This is a genomic window from Psychroserpens sp. (assembly GCF_034670085.1).
Lineage (GTDB): Bacteria > Bacteroidota > Bacteroidia > Flavobacteriales > Flavobacteriaceae > Psychroserpens.
Map to the genome: position 1 here is coordinate 236,592 of NZ_JAXMOD010000001.1, position 21,606 is coordinate 258,197.

Genomic DNA, 21,606 nt, shown 5'->3' on the forward strand with positions numbered 1-21,606 from the left:
GTATTTTTACACTTTCAAACCAACTAAATGCCCAATATAAAAGTTATTATTCCTGCCTACAATGAAGCAGATTCTATAGCACATGTCATTAAAGATATTCCAGATATTGTAAATGAAGTTATTGTAGTCAGTAATAACTCTAATGATGGTACAGAAGTAATTGCTGAAAAGGCTGGAGCAACAGTTCTTACTGAAGAAAACAAGGGTTATGGTTATGCTTGTTTAAAAGGAATGGGTTATATTTCTGGTCTACTAGAACAACCTGATATTATTGTGTTTTTAGATGGTGATTATAGTGATTACCCAGAAGAACTCACTAAAATAGTTAATCCAATTATTGAAGACAATATCGATTTTGTAGTTGGAGCACGAGTAAAACAATTAAGAGAAAATGGGTCGATGACCATTCCTCAAGTTTTTGGAAATTGGCTCGCTACCACTTTAATGTCCTTATTCTTTAGAGCAAAATTTACAGATCTAGGACCTTTTAGAGCTATTAAGTATGAAAAGCTTCTTAATTTAAACATGGAAGATAAAACTTATGGTTGGACCGTTGAGATGCAATTAAAAGTCTTAAAACAGCGATTGACTTATGTTGAAATACCCGTAAACTACAGAAATAGAATAGGTGTCTCAAAAGTTTCAGGTACCGTAAAAGGTGCTATATTTGCAGGCGTAAAAATCTTAGGTTGGATTTTTAAATACAGTTTAAAAAAATGATTCTCGAAACGATAATTATTGTCATTTACACTATAGCAATTATACTGATTTTCATGTATTCTTTAGCTCAACTCAACCTGCTATTCAATTACCTGTCTTCAAAAAAAGCAAATAAAGTTTGTGATACTTTTGATTTATCTAAACCAGAAGAAGTTCCTTTTGTCACCATTCAACTTCCTGTTTTTAACGAAATGTATGTTATGGATCGTTTGCTGGACAACATTGCACTTATTGATTATCCAAAAGATAAATTGGAAATCCAAGTACTAGACGATTCTACAGATGAGACTATTGAAACAACAAGACTTCACATAGAAAAAATTCAAACTAAAGGTCTCGACATAATACACATAACGCGAACGGATAGGTCGGGTTTTAAAGCTGGTGCATTAAAAGAAGGTTTGGAAATTGCAAAAGGTGAATTTATTGCCATTTTTGATGCCGATTTTCTTCCTAAACCAAATTGGCTAAAACGTACAATTCCATATTTTAAGGATGAACATATTGGTGTTGTGCAAACGCGATGGAGTCATATTAATCGTAACTATTCAATACTTACTAAAATTCAAGCTTTTGCTTTAGATGCTCATTTTACACTCGAACAAGTTGGACGAAATAGCAAAGGGCATTTTATCAATTTTAATGGAACAGCAGGAATTTGGAGAAAAGATTGCATCCTAGACGCTGGAAATTGGGAAGGCGATACCTTAACTGAAGATTTAGATTTAAGTTATAGAGCACAACTTAAAAATTGGAAATTTAAGTACCTCGAAGATGTTGAAACTCCAGCTGAATTACCTGTAGTTATAAGTGCTGCACGTTCACAGCAATTTCGTTGGAACAAAGGTGGCGCTGAAAATTTCAGAAAGATGTTAAAGCGAGTAATTTCCTCAAAAAACATTTCAGCTAAAACAAAAATTCATGGATTACTACATTTATTAAACAGTACCATGTTTTTAAATGTTCTTATTGTTGCTGTCCTGAGCATACCAATGTTATATATCAAAAATGAATATGCTCATCTACGGTTTTACTTTTACTTCATGAGTTTTTTCGTAATGAGTACTGTAATCTTTTTTATCTGTTATTGGTTTATGTATAAACAGATATATGGTAGTGGTTTTAAAAATTTCTTCAGTTACATAGGACTGTTTTTTACATTCTTTACAATAGCAATGGGATTTTCACTACACAACTCTATTGCTGTTTTAGAAGGTCATTTGGGAAAACGAAGTGAATTTGTTCGTACACCAAAATTTAATATTAGCACCTTAAAAGATTCTTGGAAAGGAAATAAATACCTCAGAAAAAAAATATCGCCTCATGTCATTATAGAAGGCATCCTTATGCTCTATTTCGGATTTGGTTTATATAGCGCATTTATAGTTGGAGATCAAGGCGGTGATTTCGGATTATTCCCATTTCATTTAATGCTATTCTTAGGTTTTGGTTATGTGTTCTTTAAATCAATATCCTCAAAAATGTAATGCAGTTCTGGAAATTTTATAAAATTCCGTTGTTGCTTACTTTTGTTGGCCTTTTTCTCTATTGGCTTTTTAGTTATAACTTAATAAGAACAGAATATACTAAACTTATTACATTCTATACTGCGCTTTGGATTATATTTATTCTGCTTCTGAAGTACGCTAAAGACAACATCAAATTCTTAACCATTATTGCCTTTCTATTTCGAGCAGTTTTCATTTTAGCAATTCCAAATTTATCACAAGATTTCTATCGCTTTATTTGGGATGGACGCATGATTCTAGAAGGATTTAATCCATACTTATATACTCCAGTATCGTTTATAGATACGCAAAATTTTCCAGTAGCTCAAGCTAGAGAATTATATGCAGGAATGGGACAACTTAATGGAAGTCATTTCACCAATTACCCACCTTTAAATCAATTGTGTTTTGTAATTGCAGGACTATTTTCTGGTCATAGTATTTTGGGTTCAGCAATGGTATTACGTTTATTAATTGTTGCTGCCGATTTCGGAACTCTCTACTTCGGAAAACGCTTGCTTAAGCAACTCAATATTCCGGTTAAAAATATCTTTTGGTATATTTTAAATCCGTTTATTATTATTGAATTAACTGGGAACTTACACTTTGAAGGTGTTATGATTTTCTTTTTAGTTTGGAGTTTATACCTATTACATTCAGGCAAATGGAAATGGGCAGCAGTTATATTTGCTCTATCAATTTCGGTGAAATTGATTCCACTTCTTTTTTTACCATTGTTGTTTCGATACTTCAAATCAACTTCGCTCAATGACCAGAATAAAAACAATGAGATTCTGAAACGAGTTCAGAATGACGATTCCTCTTCAAAAATTGACTTTAAAAAGTTGATTTCATTTTATGGTATTATTGGTTTAACAACATGCTTACTATTTGCGCCTTTTTTCTCTTCGGAATTTATTAATAATTATACGCAAACAGTTGCACTATGGTTTCAAAATTTCGAGTTTAATGCAAGTATTTACTATGTTGCTCGAGAGATAGGCTATCTATTTACAGGTTATAATGAAATTGCATTAATTGGAAAAATAGTATCAGTTGTAATAGTTGTGTTTGTCCTTGTATTATCATTCTACAAAAGGCAGATTTCAACCAAAACCCTTCTTACAACAATGCTCTTCGCCTTTTCCTTTTATTTGTTTTTGAGCACAACTGTGCATCCTTGGTATTTAGCAACCCTTTTAATTTTGAGTGTATTTACTAATTATAAGTTTCCATTGGTATGGAGTTTTGTAATTATATTCAGTTACTTGGCTTATATTAATCTCAACAAAGCTGATAAATCTGAAAATCTATGGATAATAGCTTTTGAATATGGTATCGTTTACGCGGTTTTGATTTGGGACGTCTTAATTTCAAAACGTTTGAAACACCAATAAAAAAAACCAACTCATCTGAGTTGGTTTGTTTATCATATAAAATATTTTATAGTTTATTAAGCGCTCTGATTGTATAGGTTTCAATCTCATCTTCATAACCATCTTCATCTTTTAAAGTTTCAGATTTTATAGTATAAGTGACCATGAATTTTGAGCCTATAAGTTTTTCAGATTTTAAATCGAATGTTTTTAGGAGTGATTCATCAATGTCTTGAAATGTCATTGTGTATTCTTCATCTTCTTCATTAATGCCAATAAAATTGTAACCGTAATCTTCTTTACCATCGAAAACACCTTCAAATGTTTCAGTAGAATTTACAGAAACCATTGATGTCAAAAAGAATAAACATACCATTAAAAAGCTAGCATTAATTGCAGTTTTTGTTTTCATTTTAATAAAATTTAAACGTTGAAAATAAGAGTTGTTTCCTTCGGAAGCTAACCACTTCAAGTCCGTTAGTGCTTTTAGTAATGTCATCATGATGACTTACATGTGGAATAAAATATATGCGTTTTTAATAAGTACTAGATTTGACAACCAATGTGCAAAATCTAAAAAATGATTTAGGCTTTAAAAATATTGTCTTCTTTTTTAAAACATTTAAATTCCAACATATAGTCGTTAGGATCTTTAACAAAAAAGGATTGATGCTCTCCAGCTTTATCTTTTAGAAATGAGCTATGATCTACAAGTTCTAGTTTTTTTTCCTTTAGTTTCTTATAAATGGTGTTCCAAATGGTTTCATTAACTATAATTCCAAAATGGAAGGATGGTAAAATTTTACCTTCAAATACGTAATTGGGACTATTAAAATTAAACTTTTGGGCTTTAATAAATGTCAATTGATGCCCAAATAAATTAATATCTACCCAAGTTTGGGATGACCTTCCAATTGAGGCTCCAATAGTTTCAATATAGAAGTTTTTGGTTTCCTTTACACTTAAGCAAGGTAGTGACATGTGAAAAGCTGTTTCCATAATAAATGAATTTAAAGCAAGTCGTTAATTTCTATAAAGTAAATTACAAAATAATCTGAAATAAAATTCAAAAAAATTAATCTAAATCCTCTACGTCTTCGTCACGAGTTAGGTCTGGATCTTGTACTGCATCTGGATCATCATCTTCAAATTCTTCATAGTCATCTTCATCATAATTTTCCATGGTCAATTCAAGTTTCGTACTCACTTTTACTAAGTACTTAGTATCTTCAGTAGTGACTTCAACAGCTTCAACGGTTTCATTATTGGCATTTCTGAAGGTGATGATGTTATCATCATCATAGCCATCAGGATATTTCTCAACCAACAAGGCTAAAATTTCAGGAGTTAATTTTTTAAAATCAACAATAACTCGTTTTAAATTTGCGTCTTTGTGTTTCATTTTTCTAATAATTGGAGCTAATTTAGCCTAAATATAGTATTTATTTTTCTACACGGATAACGTTATACACATCTTTTCTTCTGTCTTTTAAATTTTTCACAGCTCCAAAAGAATGCAACTCCCTTAACAAACCTAAATCGACGTCCGCTACCAAAATCATCTCGGTATTTGTTGTAGCTTCTGCTTTGATACCACTACTTGGAAATGAAAAATCACAAGGTGTAAACACAGCCGACTGTGCATACTGAATATCCATGTTATTAACGTTCGGTAAATTCCCAACACTTCCTGCAATAGCAACATAGCACTCATTTTCAATAGCTCGTGCTTGCGCACACAAACGCACTCTAGAATAGCCATTTTGAGTGTCTGTTAAAAACGGTACAAATAATATATCCATACCTTCATCAGCTAATAATCTAGATAATTCTGGAAACTCAGAATCATAACAAATTAAAATTCCAATTTTACCACAATCTGTTTGAAAGGTTTGCAATTTATGACCTTGTTGCATGCCCCAAACTTTTGCTTCATCTGGCGTAACATGAATTTTTTCATATCGTTCTAGACTTCCATCTCTTCGACATAAATAACCTACATTATACAATTTATCATCAATAAGTTCTGGCATACTTCCAGTAATAATATTGATATTGTATGAGATTGATAATTGTTGCATTTTTTCAACAATAACCTTAGTATATTTAGCTAATTCTCTAATCGCATCTGGCTCGTGCATATGATTATACTTTGCCATTAATGGTGCATTAAAAAACTCAGGGAATAATGCAAAATCTGATCTGTAAGCCGCAACACTATCTACAAAATACTCGACTTGTTGCATTAATTCTTCCAAACTATTATAGGTTCTCATTTGCCACTGTATTAACCCTAACCTTACAATAGTTTTAATGGTAGTTGCCTTCTTTCTTTTATTTGTATAATATATATTATCCCATTCCATTAAAACGGCATACTCATTAGATGCTGTATCACCTTGTAAATAGCCTTTTAAAATTCGAACAGGATGGAAATCATTAGAAATTTGAAAATTTAAAACGGGATCGTGAATTTCTTTGCGTTTTACTTTTTCGATATATTCTTTTGGTGTTAATTCTTTATGCTTGTGAAAATTTGGCATTCGTCCGCCAAAGACAATACCCTTAAGATTTAAGTTTTCACAGATTTCTTTTCGGTAATCATAAAGACGTCTTCCTAAGCGTAATCCTCTAAATTCTGGTTTTATAAAAACGTCTATTCCGTAAAGGACATCACCATCAGGATCGTGGTTTTTAAATGCATCACCTTCAATAATATCGGCATAGGTATGATGGTCATCAATTTGGTCGTAATCTACAATAAGAGATAGCGCGCATCCAGCAATTTGTCCATCAATTTTAATAACCACTTGACCTTGAGGAAACTTGGTTGTAAGTTGTTGGATGTGATCTTTTTTCCAATAAGAATCTAACACGCCTCCATAAGATTCGAGCGTTGCCGATTTTAATTCTTCAAAATCAGCAACCGTTAAATACTTTAACTCTATATTTTCAATTTTATGATCGTCCATTATAAATCTAGAAGGTAAGCAAAAATTAATGGTGCTACGATTGTCGCATCACTTTCAATAATAAATTTTGGTGTATCAATATCTAATTTTCCCCAAGTAATTTTCTCGTTAGGCACAGCTCCAGAATAGGAACCATAACTTGTTGTAGAATCACTTATTTGACAAAAATAACTCCAAAACGGTGTTTCTGGACGTTCCATATCTTGATATAGCATTGGCACAACGCATATTGGAAAGTCTCCAGCAATACCTCCTCCAATTTGAAAGAAACCTATTCCTTTTTGGCAATTGTCCGTATACCAATCAGCCAAAAATGTCATATACTCAATACCAGACTTCATAGTACTTGCTTTCAATTCGCCTTTAAGCACATAACTAGCAAAAATGTTACCCATTGTACTATCTTCCCAACCTGGACAAACGATAGGTAGATTTTTTTCTGCTGCTGCATACATCCAAGAATCTTTTAAATCAATTTCATAGTGTTCTTCTAATACACCTGATAATAATAACTTGTACATATACTCATGAGGTAAATAGCGTTCACCATTAGCTTCAGCATCCATCCATATTTTTACAATATGTTTTTGTATTCTTCTGAAAGCTTCTTCTTCTGGAATGCACGTATCTGTAACTCGGTTTAGTCCTTTTTCTAATAAATCCCATTCATCTTGAGGTGTCAAATCTCTATAATTTGGCACACGTTTATAATGTGAATGTGCAACTAAATTCATAATATCTTCCTCAAGGTTTGCACCTGTACAAGACACAATATGCACTTTATCCTGACGAATCATCTCAGCAAAAATCTTTCCCAATTCGGCAGTACTCATAGCTCCTGCTAATGAGACTAACATTTTTGCTCCTGAATTTAATTGATCTTCATATCCTTTTGCTGCATCAACTAAAGCTGCGGCATTAAAGTGTAAATAATACTTTTCTATAAACTGTGATATACTTCCTTTAGTTGTCATCGTCATCATTAAATTTAGAAACCTTGTTAGATTTTCCGTTAGATTCATTAAAATTATTATCGAAATCGTCTTCAGCATCGTCGTTCAAAAACTTATAACTTAGCATTTTGTAATACAATTTTGCTGCAAGGAAATCTGAAGACTTTTCATTAGAGTTTGGACATAATTCTACGATATCAAATCCTATTACATTTTTTTCTTCAAAAACCTGACGTAAAAAATCTAAAGTTTCATACCATAGTAAACCACCGGGTTCAGGCGTTCCTGTAGATGGCATAATTGAAGGATCAAATACATCTAAATCAATAGTGATATAAACATTTTCGGTCATTTGATCTATTGCAGAATCGACCCAATTATCATCTTCTGCCATGTCGTGAGCAAAATAGGTTTTATCTTCATCCATAACGGTAGTTTCGATCACATCCATACTACGAATACCAACTTGAATTAGGTTTGTCGTCTGACTTGCTTCATACAAGGCACAAGCGTGATTGCTTTTGCTACCTTGATATGTTTTTCGTAAATCTGCATGTGCATCTAATTGTAATACAGTTATATTATCAAAACATTCGTTGAATGCTCTAATTGTTCCTATTGAAATAGAATGTTCTCCTCCGAAAGTGGTTACAAACTTATTCTTTTTAATGTAAGTTTTGACTGCTTGGTGAACTGCCTCGACCATAAGTTCAGGAGAGCTATTTTCTGTAACAGGATCTGCCAAAAACACACCTTGTTTATACACTTCTGTTCCTGTTTCAATATCATAAAGTTCCATGTTTTCAGAAGCATTTAAAAACGCTTCAGGTCCTTTATCTGCTCCTTTTTGCCAAGTACTTGTACCATCATAAGGTACTGGAATTAGTACAATTTTTGAACTGTCTAATTTAGAATATTGGTCTTCTATTCCTGCGTAACTTTTATTGCTCATTATAACCTAAGATTTTAAGTAAGTCTTCACTTTTTTGTTGTTCACTAAATAATTTTGTGGTGATGTTTCCGTCATCATCCTTGTTTATTAAAATATGCTTTGGAGACGGAATTAAGCAGTGTTGCAAACCTCCAAATCCACCAATAGATTCTTGATAAGCTCCTGTATTAAAGAAGCCAATATATAAGGGTTTTTCTTTATTGTACTTTGGAAGATAGATAGCGTTCATATGTTGTTCGCTATTGTAATAATCATCACTGTCACATGTTAATCCGCCTAAAAGCACTCGCTCATAACTATCATACCAACGGTTAATTGGCAACATTATAAAGCGCTTATTGATTGCCCAGGTATCTGGTAAAGTCGTAATGAAAGACGAATTAATCATGTTCCATTTCTCACGATCATTTTGTTGTTTTTGATATAAAATCTCATAAATAGCTCCACCACTTTCTCCAACAGTAAAGCTTCCGAATTCTGTAAATATATTTGGCACATCTACGTCTTCCTCTTCGCAAACTAGTTTGATTTGATTCACGATTTCATCAACCATATAAGCATAATCAAAATCGAATACTAAGGAGTTTTTAATTGGGAATCCACCACCAATATTTAAACTATTAAGTGAAGGGCAAATCTTTTTTAAACTTGTGTAAACTTTCAAACATTTTGCAAGCTCATTCCAGTAATATGCATTATCACGGATTCCTGTATTGATAAAAAAGTGAAGCATCTTGAGCTCTACCTTATTATTATTCTGAATTTGATTCTTGTAAAAAGGAACAATATTCTTATAACCAATTCCTAACCTTGAGGTATAGAATTCAAATTTTGGTTCTTCTTCTGAAGCAATACGAATACCGACATTAAATTTTCCTTTGATTTCAGCTGAAAGAAGATCAATCTCCTCATAATTATCAATAATAGGAATCGCATTTTTATGTCCATTATTAATTAATCGCGCAATATTAGTAATGTATTGCGCACGCTTAAATCCGTTACTTATTACAAAAGTTTTATCTGTAATTTTCCCTTCGGCCTTTAGCCTTTCAACAATATCAATATCAAATGCAGAAGACGTTTCAATATGAATATCATTGGTTAAAGCTTCATCTAATACATGCTTAAAATGTGAGCTTTTTGTGCAATAACAGTAATGATATTTTCCTTTATAATCATTCTTTACAATAGCATCGGCAAACCATTGTTTTGCACGATTTATGTTATTAGAAATTTGAGGTAAATATGTGAATTTTAGAGGTGCTCCATACTGTTCAACCAATTCCATAAGGTTGACATCATGAAACTCTAATGTTTTGTTTTCAAGTTTAAATTCTTCTTGAGGAAAATCAAACGATTGATTCACCAAGTCAATATACTTTGTGTTCATTATTATTTTTTTAAAATTTAAGGGTATAAACTGAAATTAAAATTCAGCATTTATGCGGTATTAAATTTTAAAAATCAAACTTGAATTTGAGGATGAGTTGTAGGAATGAACCCAAACAAATGTTGGCTCATCAATATGTAGTAAGCGGAAGTAAGCTCTAAAATTCGGTTACTTAATCTATAAGCTGCTTTTGAATATGACTTCCTAATTTTCAAAAACCCGAACATAAAAACATGTTTCAATGTGTTCAGCTATATGCTTTGCTTTAAAATATAAATTCTTAAAAAGCGACGCAAATGTAATTTATTTTTTGACACGCAAAACATTTTTAGATTTTTTTTTAACTAATATTTTCAAAGAATTTATTTTATAATCTTTAATTTTATGACTTACTCATTAAAATGTAGGTTTCACTAAGTGAAACAGTTAGAATACTAAAAGTAAATTGATATCAATCTATTCATTTCATAGTTTTGATAGAAACAAAATCATAATAATCATGGAAACACAAGTAAAACTTTCTCAAAGTAGAACAGACTTAATTAGAACTAGGATGATTCAATATTTATTATTGGGTATCTTTATGATTGCTACAGTGGCATTCAATACAATTTCTGCTCAAACACAAACAACAACTACTACTGAAATTACGGTAAAAGGTAAAGTAAGTGATGAAACTGGGCCTCTGCCAGGAGTAAATATTGTCCTTAAAGGTAGTAAGACTGGTGTAATAACAGATGAAAACGGAGCATTTACCTTTCCAAAGTTATTAAGTTCTGGTGATGTATTGGTGTTTAGTTTCTTGGGATATGAAAAACAAGAAATAAAAATTGATGCAAGTACAACGTTCATCAATTTAACCCTAACGACAGACCTTGTCGAAATTATGGGTGCGCCAAACTCAGACACACCTTATAAGTCTAAACGCTAGAAATAAGAATCTCTTTTTAGAATTGAACAGAACATAATGAGATACTTATTGCTCTTCATAGTTGCATTTCAATCTCATGCTCAAATATCTGATTTTGATCATATTGATTTCAAAAAAGCAGATCAAATAGCATTAGCCTGTAAAGATGAAGGGCTTGATAATTTACCACAATTATCTTTTAAGCTTACTGAAAACTTAACTACAGATGTTGAACGGTTTAGAGCTATCTATAAATGGGTGTGCTCAAATATTGCCAATGATTACAATCTCTATTTAAGGAATAAAAGAAAACGAACAAAGTTTAAAAATGATAGCCTAAAACTTAAGGCTTGGAATGATCGTTTTAAGAAAGAAATATTTAGAAAACTCCTAAAACAGGACAAAACGATTTGTACTGGTTATGCTTATATTGTTCAAGAACTTTCAAAATTAGCTAACTTAGATTGTGAAATTGTACATGGGTTTGGACAAACAAGTACTACTAACATTGAAGAATTTGATGTTCCTAATCATTCTTGGAATGCAATAAAATTAAACAACAAATGGTATCTCTGTGATCCTACTTGGGCAAGTGGCATTCCAAACCAAGAAACATTCGCCTTTAAATTTCAATATAACGATGGTTATTTTCTTGCCGACCCAAAACTCTTTTCGGTTAATCATTTTCCCTTAGAAAATAAATGGTCACTTTTAGACTCTAATCCGACTTTTGAAGAATTTTTAGGAGCACCTATCATTTATGGCAAAGCCTATTCCAATTTAACGGATCATAAGTATCCTAAACAAATGCATCAAGTGATTCTGAAAAATAATAAGGTCACATTCAGATATCAACTTCAAAAAACAGTTGATGCTAAGGATGTTCATTTTTTAATCGACAATGGATTTCATCCTAAAACTGTAAAACCCTCAAGTATTGTTTTAGATAATTTGTCTTTGACTTTAGAGCTCAAATTTGAAGACACTGGTTTTTATGATACACACTTTTTAATTGGAAACGATTTGATTGCTACGTATACCTTTAAGGTTGAGAAATGAAAGCAATCATCTACAACATCTTTAATGTATTGAGTTCTTGTTCGGTCAAATGTTTCCAATGACCACGAGGTAAATCTTTTTTAGTAAGGTGACCAATGGCTACACAATCTACACGTACAATATCGTATTTTAAATAATCAAAAATGGTATGCAAAATGGTATTTCCGGTATTTTTAATCTTAAGACCAACTTTAGATTTAGGAGCATCTTCGATGTAACTAATTTCTTCAACAGGCACTAATTTCCCTTCAATCTTTAAGCCGTCTTGGATCTTTTTTAAATCTTCAAATTTCAAGTTTTTATCCAATTCTATTTCGAAGAGGCGCTCCACACCATTTTTAGAATTTGTAAACTTCTTAACAATAACATCATCATTTGTAAACAACAGTAATCCAGTAGAATTACGTCCTAAACGTCCTATTGGCTTTATTCGTGCAGATGTTGAATTAGCAACCAAATCCATAACTGTTTTTCCTTTGCTTTCACTAGTGGTAGTAGCAAAGCCTTTAGGCTTATTTAATAAAACGTAGGTTTTCTTTTCTGGATTTATACGAGCACCATCAAATCTTACTTCATCTTCAAGTTTCACCTTGTAACCCATTTCGGTAACCACCTTTCCATTTACAGTAACACTTCCTACTGAAATATGCATATCAGCATCACGTCTAGAACAAATGCCTGAATTGGAGATGTATTTATTCAATCGAATCACATCCGGATTTGAAGGTTTTGAAGGCGTTTGTTTTTTCTTAATAGGCGCATTTACTCTTGTTGGAGCATTACCTCTAGATAAACTATTGCTTTTGGCATTATCACGTCCTCTACCCGATTTTTTATTGGTAGGCTTACTTGCTCCTCTTCCTGAAGGTTTCCCTTTTCCGCTTGTGCCTTGATGTCTGCTCATAGTTACTAATTTTCCGCAAAGGTAGTATATTACTCCTTACGAATCGAAATATTCTGTCGTAGATTGACGTTTGCGATTTACGGATAGTTTTGTGACGTCTGGCCTCGAATAATGCCCAACAGGATCAAAGTTTTGTCGCTCTTCTAATACGCGATTAAAATCTAAATTAGCAACAATCAAGCCTTCTGTACTTAAAACAGGTTCAATAATCCATTCGCCATCAGGACCAGCAACACAGCTTCCTCCATTTGCAAGAACATTAGGAGATTTATCTAGAATATTTTCAATATGTGGTGTATCCTTCGGAAAGTCGTCTTTAGTCATTACACTAGATACTGAAATGACATAAGATCGAGATTCTCTGGCTATAAATCGTGTAATATCTTTGGTATTATGTTCACTACCAGGCCAAACTGCGATGTGTAAATTTTCACCTAAACCATACAATGCAGCTCTTGGTAATGGCATCCAATTTTCCCAGCAATTCAGTCCACCAACAGTAAACTCTTTAAGTGAATGCACTCTAAGTCCGTTTCCATCTCCTGGAGCCCAAGTTAAGCGTTCATCATAAGTGGGTTGAAGTTTTCTATGAACTGATTGAATACTTCCTTCGGCATTAATATACACCAAAGACGCATATATACTATGACCACCACGATCTCCAGGTCGTTCAATAACACCTAAATAGACTGCCATTTTATGCGTTTTTGCTAAGTTACAAATAGCATTTAAATCGCCTTTTTCAATCGTAATAGAATTCTTTACATAATGTGCATGAAGTTCTTTATTAACTGTTTTATTCCATTCTGCTCCTCCAGTTAATGCAAGCCAAAACGGATAGCCAGGCACCACACCTTCTCCAAATACAATGAGTTCAACATCTGCTTTCGCAGCTTCGATAATTGAATTTTCAACCTTTTTAAGCGTCTCGACTTTATTCAACCAAACTGGAGAAATTTGAGCTAGTGCAACTTTAAGGATATGATTCATTAGATTCGGTTTAAAACAAGGTTTACATTAATCAGAACAATACTAAACACACCTGCTAAAATTATAAATTTTAAAATATTATGTAGAATTAAATACTGAGTTTTGGTGTTTGACTTCCAAAGCAATACTAAAAAAACAAGTAGCAAAACAACAGATAAATAGAAGAACAGATACATGTGACCAACGTCATAATGATTTAAAAGCAGGTACACAGGAATACTTGTAAGTAATATCAAAACTGTCAACATAAGTTTTGATGCTTTTTCACCATAAACCACAGGAATTGTTTTATAATCTAATAAAAGATCACCTTTCACATTTTCCAAATCTTTAGTGAGTTCTCGCATAGAAATTATTAAAAATAAAAAACAAGCATGAACAAAAATGACAGATTCAAAGTTTTTGTAATACAAGAAAATGGCAAAAAATGGGGTAATCGTTAAAATAGCTGATATGAGATTACCTATAAAAGGGAGTTTCTTTAGCTTATGTGAATAAAACCAAATTCCGAAGATATAAACGGAGAAAAACAAAACTGCACTAAACGACACATAACTTGCCATGACGACAGCAAAAAAATTAAGCACGAAATAAAAAGACAACTTTGTATTCTGACTTACTAAACGGTCTAATTTAGATTTATTGGGTCGATTAATTAAATCTTTTTCTGAATCGTAAAAATTATTAATGATATAACCTGCAGCAATGGTAGCTGCCGAAGCCAACACCAACATTAGTAAATTTAAATCAAGTAAAACTGCTTTTAAGGGTTTGTCGTGTGCAAGTATGTAAATAGATGCTAAGTATTGAGCAATAACGATCACAAGAATATTGTAACCACGCACTACAGAAAACATACTGAAAAATTTCAGTAATATGTGTTTTTGTTTGCGCGTAAACATCAATACGAATTAATTGGATAAATACCTTTTGTATAATTTAAAAAGAATAAATACTATCCCAACAAATCCTAGGATAAGGAATGCTTGCCAAACAAATAAACTAACTGAAAAGTCACTAATTGTATTTTGCATAGGATTAAAAATTATAGACCACTTCTAATTTGTAGTCTCTAAGTGATTGTTTGGCAGTATCGATATCTTTCGTAAATCCTAAGATATAACCTCCTCCTCCAGAACCACATAATTTTAGGTAATACTCGTTAGTTTCAATTCCTTTTTTCCAAAGTTCATGAAATTGTTGTGGAATCATAGGTTTGAAATGATTCAATACCACTTTTGATAATTGTTTTGTGTTTTTGAAAAGGGATTTTACATCTCCTTTTAAGAAATCATCAACACAAGCATCAGTATGTTTAATAAACTGATCTTTAAGCATGCTTCTAAAACCTTCTTGTTTCATGTTTTCCATAAAAATTCGGACCATAGGAGCAGTTTCTCCTATAATTCCAGAATCTAATAAGAATACTGCACCTTTACCTTCCGTTTGTTGTGCTGGAATTCCAGTTGCTTCAATATTATCGTGAGAATTTATTAAAATAGGAATGCTTAAATAGCTATTTAATGGATCTAATCCCGAAGATTTTCCATGGAAAAACGATTCCATTTCAGAAAAAATCACTTTAAGTTTTAATAACTTTTCTCTTGTTAAGTTTTCTAAAACTGTGATTTTATCATATGCATATTGATCATAAATAGCAGCTACTAATGCACCACTACTTCCAACTCCATATCCTTGAGGTATAGATGAATCAAAATACATTCCTGCTTCTACATCATTAGCTAAAGTTTCAATATCAAAAGTCACTAATTTAGCATCTATCTCTTTAAGATAAGCTACAAAACGTTTCAAACTTTCATTAGACTTTACAGCGTCTTGAGACGGATTTTCTTCAGTCTTTAATGCGCCATTATAAAAGTTGTAAGGAATCGATAAACCTTTAGAATCTTTAATGATTCCGTACTCTCCAAAGAGTAAGATTTTTGAGTAAAAAAGTGGTCCTTTCATGAATATCTAGCAATTTGCTTTAACAAATATACGTATTATTCTATTATTTGGTTTATTATCAAGCGTTAAGTCTTTTATAATATTTTGATTTTTAATCGGAAATCAGTTGTGCACCAAAGCCAATTTGATCGCAAATAAAATGTCCGTTTTGACAATAGTTAACTAGTTCAGTTCTAATAAATTCTAAAACTGAATCCTTTTCGCTTTCAGGATATAACACATGAACATTGGCTCCAGCGTCTAAAGTGAAACACACTTTTGAATTAGTTCTGGTCCGATAAGCCCATATTTTATTAATGATTTCCAATGTATTAGGTTTCATCAAAATAAAATAAGGCATACTGGTCATCATCATGGCATGAAGCGTTAAGGCTTCACTTTCTACGATTTTTATGAAGGTATCTACATCGCCAATTTTAAAAATATTGATAAGTTTAGACATGTTTTCATGAGCTTGCTCAAAACGTCGAATAGCAAATGGATGGTTATGCATTAAATTATGACCAACAGTACTACTGACTTGCTTCTCTCCTTTATCAACTAATAAAATAGTGTCTTGATAATTTTTGAAGTTTTGATGCACTGTATAAGGGTATTTTACCCCAAACAAGTCTGAACTGCCTTCAATGTCTTTATGAGTTCCCCAAACAATCAAGTCACCTTCAATACTTCTACAAGCACTTCCGGAACCTAGGCGTGCTAAAAAAGAGGCTTTTTTATTGAAATTATCTTGAGATTCTTCGCTTTCGTTCTGAAAGTCATTAAGTTCATTCTCAATACTCATCAAACATAACGCAAGAGCACTCATACCTGATGCCGAAGATGCAATACCAGAACTATGAGGAAAAGTATTGGACGTTTCTATTTTAAAATGATAATCTCTTAAAAATGGCACATAGCGCTCTATTCGTTTAAAGAATGTTTCAATTTTTGGTTTGAAATCATCTTTCTGCTTACCATCTAAAAACACGTCAAAAGAAAAAGAATCGCTATTATCCTTTTTTGAATAACCTAGCGTTGTTGTAGTTTTACAATGGTCTAGGGTAAAACTTATGGATGGATTCTCTGGAATTTGATGGTCCTTTTTTCCCCAATATTTAACTAAAGCAATATTGCTTGGTGATGACCATGTGACGCTTCCATGCTTAATTTTATTGAAATAAGACTTAGGAATAAATTGTTGTTCTGACATTAAAATATATTCTTTTTCAAAAATAAGGTATATTTAAAACATAATACAATAAGAATAAACTGATAAATTAGACTTTATTGAAAATAGATATTCTTTACAGCTTTGTTATTGCAGCAATATTCCAAGGGTTGTTACTTGGTTCATTTATATTATTTTCTAAAAAGTATAATTTAAAATCGGCTAAATTTCTAGGTTTAATGCTTTTAATGGTTGCTTTGTCGCAATTGCAATATTTCATTGAAGACCTTGAAAACGTATCATGGCATGAATTCAATTTAATTTATCTGCCCTTTGGTTTTTTAGAAATTCCTTTTTTATACTTTTTTATTAAATTTTACCTCTACCCAAAAAGTAACATAAAAAAAGTTGAGTGGCTACTATTTATTCCTGCAGTATTCTTTATGGTAAATACAATTGCTTTTAAAATAGTTTCGCTAATTACTAACCAAACATGGAAAACTAATCAGTTTCTTAATGAATCTTCAGATTTGACAGATTCTTATGGAGATTATGTAAACATATTATTGCTTCTAATTGTCCTTTGTATTCTTTTCATTAAAATTCGAAACTACAAAAAGCGAGCATCGCTTATCAATAACCAACAGATAATTTCAGAATTTATTTGGCTAAGGGTCTTTCTAATTTTACTGCTAATAACAACTATACCTTGGCTCTATTATACATATCAATACATGTTAGACGAAAATGCTTTCTATATGCCTATGGATCTAATTGTAAGTATAATCATATATATTATGGGATATATTGGAATGCATAAGTTGAATATTTTAAGTGAACGTAAAAAGATTAGATCATCAAAAATTGAAAACTATGAAACACCCAATAAGAAAACTTCAAAAAACAACCATATTTCAAGACTTGAAGACATTGTCTATAACAATAAGCGTTATTTAGATTCTAATATTTCATTAGATCAATTATCTGAAGAACTACAACTTAGTAAAAGTCACCTGTCTAGAATTATAAATGCTGAACTTAATACAAACTTTAGCGGCTATATTAATTCCTTAAGAGTGGATGAAGCAAAAAAACTATTACTAAACCCTGAATTTTCAAAATACACTTTGGTCTCCATTGGACTAGAATCCGGATTTAATTCTAAAACAACATTTAATAATACCTTTAAAAAATTTACAGGACAGACTCCTTCTCAATTCAGGAAAAACACTACAAATTAGTTCCGATAGTTGCGAAATAGCAATAATCCGAACGTCATAATTTGGTTCCTAAGTACTTTAGATTCATAATTTTAAAACTTTTATTTTATGAATCGTTCAAACGTATTATTCAAAGTGATACTTGCTGCCATTATGTGTGTGCCTTGTATCAATTCGGCCTCAAATCCAGAAAGAGAAGCTACACTCTCAGTGCAACCTTCAGAATCTAAACAAAAAAGATCTCTAAATTACTTTCTTATTACATATACGCAGCAAAATATGCTATCTGCTATAATATCAGTCCAAAAGATTGGACATTAAGCGTCAATCCCAATTACAATCCTAATGGTGACCTCAACGTAATTAGCACTTGGACGGAAGCTCAAATCAACCATTAATATTCTACTCATTTAATAATTAGAAATCATGAAAACATATATATACACATTATTTACAATCTTAATTTCATTTTCTGCCATAGCTCAAACTACAGATATAGTTACAGGAATCAGTGACCCTAAACGAATGTTATTGGATGATAACACACTTTATTATGCAACTGACGATACTTTATTTAAAATTGATATAACAGAAGCCACTCCTGTACCACAACAAGTAATAGCGGGTTTAGCTGGTATACGTGGTTTGGCAATAGATGGTAATACACTTTATATCTCAGAATTCAGCGCTGGTAGAATTTCTACAATTGATGTTACCGATACAAATCCTACTCGGTTAGATTTTATAACTGGGCTTAACACTCCCAATTATCTTCTGATTGATGGTGATTTTTTATACTATTCAGATCCAAATAGTAGTATAGTTGAAAGAATTGATATTACAGAAACAACTCCGACTAGAGTGCTAGTTTCCACAAGTGGCTTTAATTTTTCCCCTACAGGACTTGCTATACAGGGAGACATTCTTTATATGGCTCAAGGTATTGCAGATAGGGTTTCAATAGTAAATGTGGCAGATGCAAATACATCACCTACAAATCTGGTAACTATGTTGAATGTGCCTTTAGGTATTGTTATTGATAATAACCAATTATTTATTGCAGAGAGATTTGATAATAAAATTTCTGTGAAAGATTTAAGTAGTTCAGGTCCTTTTGCAACAGATTTAGTAACAGGACTAGACAATCCTTTTGATATAGCAATAAATGATACTACTATTTTTATTCTTGAGAATGGTGCTAATAAAATATCCAAATTTGATAGAGCATTAGGAATAGGTGATTTTTCAATAAACAACATTAGTATCAGTCCAAATCCCGCTGAAGACTTTATAAAAGTTAATATGCTTTCTGAAACAGAAAATTATAATATTTATGACATTTTAGGAAAACAAATTGCAAATGGCAGTATTTCCCCTATGGAACGATTAGACATTTCTGATTTATCTGGTGGTATGTATTTGCTTAAAATATCTGAGAAAGAAGCAGTGCGATTTATCAAAAAGTAAAGCGAGTATTGATGTTTCTGATTTAAGGATGACACACATCAATCAACTTATAACTAGTGACAATCCAAATTATAATCCAAATGGGGGTTTAAACGTCAATGGCACTTGGACAGAAGCTCAAATCAATAATAAATCAACCTACATATTCAAAATATTAAAACTATTAATCATGAAAAAACACATACTTTTATTAATACTTATATCTGCATCAATTACTACTAATGCACAAAACGAATTTACTGGCGAAGGCGATGGTTATTCATGGGATGATCCTTTTAATTGGATTTCTGGCGATGTACCTTTCAATGGTGAAGATGTTTTAATTGATGGCTTTGCGGTTGAATTTATTGGTTCTTCTTTTACTTATGGATCTCTAAGTTTAGCAAATGGAGCAAATTTACTTATGTATGGAGATTTAAATATATCTGGAAATCTTAATGTAGATAATTTTAGTGTCATTTCTCCAATTATTACAGATCTAAATGATTATGCTAAAGTTATTTTAGGAGGTGGTTATTCCTTTTTTGGAGATGTAGATATTAGTTTTTCTGCTTATGTGCCACAAATAGGAAATAGTTATCAAATTATTCAAGGAAACTCAAATTTTTGTAACATAGCTACTACCGATATTGTTCCCGAAAATCAATCTGGAGGAGGCTATGAAACGACATTAGGCATTCAATGTCAAGCTGATGGTATATTATTTACTGTGATAGGTATTAATTATACATCTGCTAAATCATGGGATGGAGAAGCAGGCAATGGATTATGGAATACACCTACAAATTGGGATCCAAATGGTGTACCATTAACGACAGACATTGTTATAATCAACTCACCAACTGGTGCTACTGTTACTACAGATGGTGCTGGAACAACAACTGCTGATCGTATTATCATTGGAGATAATAATGAATTGGTAATAAATGGTAATTTAGATATGTTTTCTTTTGTAGGCGTTAATGAGTCAGCCAGTTTAAATTGGAAAGCGGGATCTCTTTCTAGAATTGATACTAATGTTCAGTCATTTATTATTAATAGAGGCTCAATTCTTGTAGATGGACCAGGAGATAAAACTATAGAGAATGGATTTGAAATTACATCTCAAGGAGCAAACTCTTCAATGGTTGTAAGTGAAAAAGGATTTGATATTAATAATGGTACCGTTACAATTTACCGCAATAATCTTGTTATTGATGGGGACAATATAATAATTGGTTATACCAGTGGCTCTCAGCACACTTTAAGAATATTAAATAGTGAATCGTTGATAAAAACTTCAGGCACTGGAATATCTTCAGTAAACTTAACAGATTTACAAATAGGACCCTTCGCAAGTGTTATTTGCCAAGAAGGCACTTTGGCTTTTGGAGAAAACTTAACAAATAATGGAACTTTGTCAGGTAGTGGTAGTTTCCAATTACCTAATTCACATGTAGAAACAGGAAAAATTTCTCCTGGAAATTCTCCCGGAATTCTAACCATTGTTGGAAACTTAACAACAGCTTCTGAAGCGGTTTTTAATATTGAAATCGATGGCCCAACAATCGGCACTGAATATGACAAAGTTGTCGTACAAAACAATGCTGATATTAGTGGAGGTATTAATATTATTTTAGGGTATTTACCTCCTACTGATGCCGTATTTGAAATCATTTCAGCATCATCTCTTAATACTACTAATTTACCAGAAACTATTGAAGCCGATTTTGGTGGAAACTCAATAATTTTTTCAGTTGAAAGTAAAGATAATGCTATTTACTTAGTTGGACCAGGAGCGACATTAAATACTTTAAATGATGACCTAGCAGGTTTTAAGGTGTATCCAAATCCAACAAATGGACATATAAATGTAAATGTAGGACCACACACTAGAGAATTAAACATTATTGTTTCAAATATTCTCGGACAAGTTATTTCTAATGAACGATTCGTAAATACAAATACTGTTGATTTAACTATTGACGGTAGTCCGGGAATATATTTTGTTAACATTAAAACTCTTGCTAGAAAATCTAAAACTATGAAAATCATTAAACGGTAAGCATTTCCGTAACATCAAGTATT

General features: G+C 32.0%; 21 protein-coding genes. 9 read left to right on the plus strand and 12 right to left on the minus strand.

The genetic code is table 11. From position 1 onward, the window contains the following. Positions 1-27 precede the first annotated feature (27 nt). Genes VOI25_RS00990 through VOI25_RS01000 form a run of 3 tightly spaced genes read left to right on the plus strand, consistent with a single transcriptional unit; the run spans position 28 to position 3,625 of the window. Positions 28-720: a glycosyltransferase family 2 protein gene (locus VOI25_RS00990; RefSeq protein WP_323787016.1), complete on the plus strand. Its 693-nt coding sequence runs from the start codon at positions 28-30 to the stop codon at positions 718-720. Next, positions 717-2,207, plus strand: coding sequence for a cellulose synthase family protein (locus tag VOI25_RS00995; RefSeq protein ID WP_323787017.1), 1,491 nt, complete (start codon positions 717-719; stop codon positions 2,205-2,207). Before VOI25_RS00990 ends, VOI25_RS00995 begins: the two co-directional genes overlap by 4 nt. Beyond that, positions 2,207-3,625, plus strand: a complete 1,419-nt coding sequence (locus VOI25_RS01000) for a mannosyltransferase (RefSeq protein WP_323787018.1) — start codon at positions 2,207-2,209, stop codon at positions 3,623-3,625. The genes VOI25_RS00995 and VOI25_RS01000 overlap by 1 nt, the downstream gene beginning before the upstream one ends. A 46-nt stretch (positions 3,626-3,671) precedes the next feature. On the opposite strand, the gene VOI25_RS01005 is transcribed toward VOI25_RS01000, so the two are convergent. The 7 genes from VOI25_RS01005 to VOI25_RS01035 form a co-directional block, all read right to left on the minus strand. Beyond that, a complete protein-coding gene (locus VOI25_RS01005) occupies positions 3,672-4,106 on the minus strand; it encodes a hypothetical protein (RefSeq protein ID WP_323787019.1) in 435 nt (144 codons plus the stop codon). Between the two features lie 83 nt (positions 4,107-4,189). Continuing rightward, positions 4,190-4,603 carry a bleomycin resistance protein gene (locus tag VOI25_RS01010; protein ID WP_323787020.1) on the minus strand — a complete coding sequence of 138 codons (414 nt, stop codon included), beginning with the start codon at positions 4,601-4,603 and terminating at the stop codon, positions 4,190-4,192. Positions 4,604-4,679: 76 nt separating this feature from the next. After that, positions 4,680-5,006 (minus strand): hypothetical protein, encoded by a 327-nt coding sequence (locus VOI25_RS01015; RefSeq protein ID WP_323787021.1) that lies wholly within the window; start codon positions 5,004-5,006, stop codon positions 4,680-4,682. A 40-nt stretch (positions 5,007-5,046) separates the two neighbouring features. Further along, entirely contained in the window at positions 5,047-6,576 is a 1,530-nt protein-coding gene (locus VOI25_RS01020; RefSeq protein WP_323787022.1) for a bifunctional GNAT family N-acetyltransferase/carbon-nitrogen hydrolase family protein, read from the minus strand. After that, positions 6,576-7,550, minus strand: coding sequence for a deoxyhypusine synthase family protein (locus VOI25_RS01025; RefSeq protein WP_323787023.1), 975 nt, complete (start codon positions 7,548-7,550; stop codon positions 6,576-6,578). The genes VOI25_RS01020 and VOI25_RS01025 overlap by 1 nt, the downstream gene beginning before the upstream one ends. Next, a complete protein-coding gene (gene speB / locus VOI25_RS01030) occupies positions 7,540-8,481 on the minus strand; it encodes an agmatinase (RefSeq protein ID WP_323787024.1) in 942 nt (313 codons plus the stop codon). Before speB ends, VOI25_RS01025 begins: the two co-directional genes overlap by 11 nt. Further along, on the minus strand, positions 8,471-9,871 hold the full coding sequence (locus VOI25_RS01035) for an arginine decarboxylase (protein ID WP_323787025.1): 1,401 nt from the start codon (positions 9,869-9,871) through the stop codon (positions 8,471-8,473). Before VOI25_RS01035 ends, speB begins: the two co-directional genes overlap by 11 nt. A 499-nt stretch (positions 9,872-10,370) precedes the next feature. On the opposite strand from VOI25_RS01035, the gene VOI25_RS01040 reads away from it, so the two are divergent. Both VOI25_RS01040 and VOI25_RS01045 read left to right on the plus strand, forming a co-directional pair. Next, positions 10,371-10,802, plus strand: coding sequence for a carboxypeptidase-like regulatory domain-containing protein (locus VOI25_RS01040; protein WP_323787026.1), 432 nt, complete (start codon positions 10,371-10,373; stop codon positions 10,800-10,802). A 36-nt stretch (positions 10,803-10,838) separates the two neighbouring features. Next, positions 10,839-11,840: a transglutaminase domain-containing protein gene (locus VOI25_RS01045; protein ID WP_323787027.1), complete on the plus strand. Its 1,002-nt coding sequence runs from the start codon at positions 10,839-10,841 to the stop codon at positions 11,838-11,840. Between the two features lie 10 nt (positions 11,841-11,850). Here VOI25_RS01045 and VOI25_RS01050 read toward each other — a convergent pair whose 3' ends face one another. The 5 genes from VOI25_RS01050 to VOI25_RS01070 form a co-directional block, all read right to left on the minus strand. After that, entirely contained in the window at positions 11,851-12,744 is an 894-nt protein-coding gene (locus tag VOI25_RS01050; RefSeq protein WP_323787028.1) for a pseudouridine synthase, read from the minus strand. A gap of 36 nt (positions 12,745-12,780) precedes the next feature. Continuing rightward, a complete protein-coding gene (locus tag VOI25_RS01055) occupies positions 12,781-13,734 on the minus strand; it encodes a carbon-nitrogen hydrolase family protein (protein ID WP_323787029.1) in 954 nt (317 codons plus the stop codon). After that, positions 13,734-14,636, minus strand: a complete 903-nt coding sequence (locus tag VOI25_RS01060; RefSeq protein WP_323787030.1) for a geranylgeranylglycerol-phosphate geranylgeranyltransferase — start codon at positions 14,634-14,636, stop codon at positions 13,734-13,736. The genes VOI25_RS01055 and VOI25_RS01060 overlap by 1 nt, the downstream gene beginning before the upstream one ends. A 136-nt stretch (positions 14,637-14,772) precedes the next feature. Next, the gene (locus tag VOI25_RS01065; RefSeq protein ID WP_323787031.1) at positions 14,773-15,702 is read right to left on the minus strand and encodes a mevalonate kinase; all 930 of its coding nucleotides are present in this window, start codon (positions 15,700-15,702) and stop codon (positions 14,773-14,775) included. A 91-nt stretch (positions 15,703-15,793) separates the two neighbouring features. Continuing rightward, complete coding sequence (locus tag VOI25_RS01070) at positions 15,794-16,894, minus strand: diphosphomevalonate decarboxylase (protein ID WP_323787032.1); 1,101 nt, start codon at positions 16,892-16,894, stop codon at positions 15,794-15,796. Between the two features lie 77 nt (positions 16,895-16,971). Between VOI25_RS01070 and VOI25_RS01075 the strand changes: the two genes are divergently transcribed. The 4 genes from VOI25_RS01075 to VOI25_RS01090 all read left to right on the plus strand — a co-directional run bounded on the left by VOI25_RS01075 (position 16,972) and on the right by VOI25_RS01090 (position 21,583). Further along, a complete protein-coding gene (locus tag VOI25_RS01075) occupies positions 16,972-18,093 on the plus strand; it encodes a helix-turn-helix transcriptional regulator (protein ID WP_323787033.1) in 1,122 nt (373 codons plus the stop codon). 87 nt (positions 18,094-18,180) lie between these two features. Then, the gene (locus tag VOI25_RS01080) at positions 18,181-18,393 is read left to right on the plus strand and encodes a hypothetical protein (protein WP_323787034.1); all 213 of its coding nucleotides are present in this window, start codon (positions 18,181-18,183) and stop codon (positions 18,391-18,393) included. A gap of 105 nt (positions 18,394-18,498) precedes the next feature. Then, positions 18,499-19,539: a T9SS type A sorting domain-containing protein gene (locus VOI25_RS01085; protein WP_323787035.1), complete on the plus strand. Its 1,041-nt coding sequence runs from the start codon at positions 18,499-18,501 to the stop codon at positions 19,537-19,539. Positions 19,540-19,708: 169 nt separating this feature from the next. After that, positions 19,709-21,583, plus strand: a complete 1,875-nt coding sequence (locus tag VOI25_RS01090; protein WP_323787036.1) for a T9SS type A sorting domain-containing protein — start codon at positions 19,709-19,711, stop codon at positions 21,581-21,583. The last annotated feature ends 23 nt before the right edge of the window (positions 21,584-21,606 follow it).

Coding starts and splice junctions, on each gene's coding strand:
- VOI25_RS00990 (WP_323787016.1), top strand. CDS start 28: ATGCCCAATATAAAAGTTATTATTCCTGCCTACAATGAAGCAGATTCT.
- VOI25_RS00995 (WP_323787017.1), top strand. CDS start 717: ATGATTCTCGAAACGATAATTATTGTCATTTACACTATAGCAATTATA.
- VOI25_RS01000 (WP_323787018.1), top strand. CDS start 2,207: ATGCAGTTCTGGAAATTTTATAAAATTCCGTTGTTGCTTACTTTTGTT.
- VOI25_RS01005 (WP_323787019.1), bottom strand. CDS start 4,106: ATGATGACATTACTAAAAGCACTAACGGACTTGAAGTGGTTAGCTTCC.
- VOI25_RS01010 (WP_323787020.1), bottom strand. CDS start 4,603: ATGGAAACAGCTTTTCACATGTCACTACCTTGCTTAAGTGTAAAGGAA.
- VOI25_RS01015 (WP_323787021.1), bottom strand. CDS start 5,006: ATGAAACACAAAGACGCAAATTTAAAACGAGTTATTGTTGATTTTAAA.
- VOI25_RS01020 (WP_323787022.1), bottom strand. CDS start 6,576: ATGGACGATCATAAAATTGAAAATATAGAGTTAAAGTATTTAACGGTT.
- VOI25_RS01025 (WP_323787023.1), bottom strand. CDS start 7,550: ATGACAACTAAAGGAAGTATATCACAGTTTATAGAAAAGTATTATTTA.
- speB (WP_323787024.1), bottom strand. CDS start 8,481: ATGAGCAATAAAAGTTACGCAGGAATAGAAGACCAATATTCTAAATTA.
- VOI25_RS01035 (WP_323787025.1), bottom strand. CDS start 9,871: ATGAACACAAAGTATATTGACTTGGTGAATCAATCGTTTGATTTTCCT.
- VOI25_RS01040 (WP_323787026.1), top strand. CDS start 10,371: ATGGAAACACAAGTAAAACTTTCTCAAAGTAGAACAGACTTAATTAGA.
- VOI25_RS01045 (WP_323787027.1), top strand. CDS start 10,839: ATGAGATACTTATTGCTCTTCATAGTTGCATTTCAATCTCATGCTCAA.
- VOI25_RS01050 (WP_323787028.1), bottom strand. CDS start 12,744: ATGAGCAGACATCAAGGCACAAGCGGAAAAGGGAAACCTTCAGGAAGA.
- VOI25_RS01055 (WP_323787029.1), bottom strand. CDS start 13,734: ATGAATCATATCCTTAAAGTTGCACTAGCTCAAATTTCTCCAGTTTGG.
- VOI25_RS01060 (WP_323787030.1), bottom strand. CDS start 14,636: ATGTTTACGCGCAAACAAAAACACATATTACTGAAATTTTTCAGTATG.
- VOI25_RS01065 (WP_323787031.1), bottom strand. CDS start 15,702: ATGAAAGGACCACTTTTTTACTCAAAAATCTTACTCTTTGGAGAGTAC.
- VOI25_RS01070 (WP_323787032.1), bottom strand. CDS start 16,894: ATGTCAGAACAACAATTTATTCCTAAGTCTTATTTCAATAAAATTAAG.
- VOI25_RS01080 (WP_323787034.1), top strand. CDS start 18,181: ATGAATCGTTCAAACGTATTATTCAAAGTGATACTTGCTGCCATTATG.
- VOI25_RS01085 (WP_323787035.1), top strand. CDS start 18,499: ATGAAAACATATATATACACATTATTTACAATCTTAATTTCATTTTCT.
- VOI25_RS01090 (WP_323787036.1), top strand. CDS start 19,709: ATGAAAAAACACATACTTTTATTAATACTTATATCTGCATCAATTACT.